This is a genomic window from Streptomyces sp. H39-C1 (genome assembly GCF_027158125.1).
Taxonomy (GTDB): Bacteria; Actinomycetota; Actinomycetes; order Streptomycetales; family Streptomycetaceae; genus Actinacidiphila; species Actinacidiphila fildesensis.
The window spans coordinates 1-2282 of record NZ_JAPVLS010000145.1; the positions used below are offsets into that span (position 1 = coordinate 1).

Sequence of the window (2282 nt, forward strand, 5' to 3'; positions counted from 1 at the left end):
GGGTCCCTCGGTCGGTGTGTTCGCCGGCATCGCCGCCGTCCTCGCCCTCGGCGGGGCGGCCCTCTGGCAGGCCCGCCGCCGGCGCGGATGAACACCGGGCTACGCCGGAACACCGCCGGCCGCGGGGCCGCCGTCGCCACCCGGTCGACCGCGCTGCACGCCGGGGCGTGGTGGTTGTGGGCGCTGGGGCTGGCGACGGCGGCGTCCAGGACCACCAATCCGCTGCTGCTCCTGCTGCTGGTCGCGGTCGCGGGCTATGTGGTCGCCGCCCGCCGCACGGACGCGCCCTGGGCGAAGTCCTACGGGGCGTTCCTGAAGCTGGGCCTGGTGGTGCTGGCGATCCGGCTGGGCTTCGCGGTCCTGCTCGGCTCGCCGATCCCGGGGACCTACGTGCTCTTCCGGCTGCCCGAGGTCCCGCTGCCCGACTGGGCGCGGGGGGTCAGGCTGGGCGGGAAGGTGACCGCGGAGGGTCTGCTGTTCGCGCTGTACGACGGCATGAAGCTGGCCACCCTGCTGGTCTGCGTGGGCGCGGCGAACGCGCTCGCCAACCCGGCCCGGCTGCTCAAGTCGCTGCCGGGCGCGCTGTACGAGGCGGGTGTCGCGGTCGTCGTGGCGATGACCTTCGCTCCGAACCTCGTCACCGATGTGCAGCGGCTGCGCGCCGCCCGCCGGCTGCGGGGCCGCGACGACCGCGGGGTGCGGGCGCTGCTGCAGGTCGGACTGCCGGTTCTGGAAGGGGCGCTGGAACGGTCGGTGGCGCTGGCCGCCGCGATGGACGCGCGCGGCTACGGCCGGTCCGCCGACGTGCCGGCCGGGATACGCCGGACGACGGCCGCGCTGACGCTGGGCGGGCTGCTCGGCGTGTGCGCGGGGACGTACGCGCTGCTGTCCGCGTCCGGCGCCGGGTACGGCGTGCCCGTGCTGCTGCTCGGGCTGGTCTCGGCGCTGGCGGGGCTGCGGCTCGGCGGCCGGCGGTCGATCCGCAGCCGCTACCGGCCCGACCGGTGGGGCGCGCGGGCCTGGCTGGTCTCGGGCTCCGGGATCGCGGTGGCGGCGCTGATGATCTATGCGGCCTCGCACGATCCGCTGGCGCTGGCCCCGCCGACGATCCCGCTCACCGCACCCACGCTGCCCCTGTGGCCCGCGCTCTCGATCCTGATCGGGCTGCTGCCGGCGTTCGTCGCACCGCCCCCGGCGCTGCCCCGGCCCACCCCGGTGTCCCCCGCCCCGCAGGTCGTCCCGGCCCCGCGCGTGATCCCGACCCGGCGCGTCATCCCGAAGCCGAACTCGAAGGAGGACCGCACGTGATCCGCTTCGAGCAGGTGTCCGTCCGGTACGACAACGCCGCAGAGCCCGCCGTCGCCGGAGTGGACCTCACCGTCCCCGAGGGCGAACTGTGCCTGCTCGTCGGGCCGTCCGGAGTCGGTAAGTCGACTCTGCTGGGCGCGGTGTCCGGTCTGGTGCCGCACTTCACCGGCGGGGTCCTGTCCGGCCGGGTCACGGTGGCGGGCCGTGACACCCGGACGCACAAGCCGCGCGAACTCGCCGATGTCGTCGGCACCGTCGGCCAGGATCCGCTGTCGCACTTCGTCACCGACACCGTCGAGGACGAACTCGCCTACGGCATGGAGTCGCTGGGCCTGGCGCCCGCCACCATGCGCCGCCGCGTCGAGGAGACCCTCGACCTGCTGGGCCTGGCCGAACTGCGGGACCGGCCGATCGCCACGCTCTCCGGCGGCCAGCAGCAGCGCGTCGCCATCGGCTCGGTGCTCACCGTCCACCCCAAGGTGCTGGTGCTGGACGAGCCGACGTCCGCGCTGGACCCCGGCGCGGCCGAGGAGGTGCTGGCCGTGCTGCAGCGGCTGGTCCATGACCTGGGGACGACGGTGCTGATGGCGGAGCACCGGCTGGAGCGCGTCGTGCAGTACGCGGACCAGGTGATCCTGCTGCCCGCCCCCGGCGCCGCCCCGCTGCAGGGCGCGCCCGCCGACATCATGGCGCTCTCCCCCGTCCACCCGCCGGTGGTGGCGCTGGGCCGCCTCGCGGGCTGGTCGCCGCTGCCGCTGTCGGTACGCGACGCGCGCCGGAAGGCCGGACCGCTGCGTGAGCGGCTGGCGGACCGTACTCCCCCGGCCGCGCCCGTGCTGCCGGCCGCGGCCGCACCGGTGGCGGTGCTCGACCGGCTCTCCGTCCGCCGGGGCAGGACCGAGGCGCTGCGCCAGGTGTCGCTGACCGTCCGGCCGGGCGAGACCGTCGCGCTGAGGGGCCGCAACGGAGCGGGC

At 76.1% G+C, this 2282-nt stretch carries 3 protein-coding genes; all 3 read left to right on the top strand.

Annotated features, from left to right (window positions below; translation table 11 throughout):
• The first annotated feature begins 16 nt into the window (after positions 1–16).
• Entirely contained in the window at positions 17–91 is a 75-nt protein-coding gene (locus tag O3W51_RS45070) for a GPS-CTERM domain-containing protein (RefSeq protein WP_443048409.1), read from the top strand.
• A complete protein-coding gene (locus tag O3W51_RS45075) occupies positions 88–1308 on the top strand; it encodes a CbiQ family ECF transporter T component (RefSeq protein ID WP_138357689.1) in 1221 nt (406 codons plus the stop codon). Before O3W51_RS45070 ends, O3W51_RS45075 begins: the two co-directional genes overlap by 4 nt.
• Positions 1305–2282, top strand: a 978-nt coding sequence (locus O3W51_RS45080) for an ABC transporter ATP-binding protein (protein ID WP_269289663.1), incomplete at its 3' end; no start/stop codon positions are given. The genes O3W51_RS45075 and O3W51_RS45080, both read left to right, overlap by 4 nt.

What these genes read in the sequence shown, in the direction of transcription:
- O3W51_RS45075 (WP_138357689.1), top strand. Translation starts at nt 88, where the DNA reads ATGAACACCGGGCTACGCCGGAACACCGCCGGCCGCGGGGCCGCCGTC.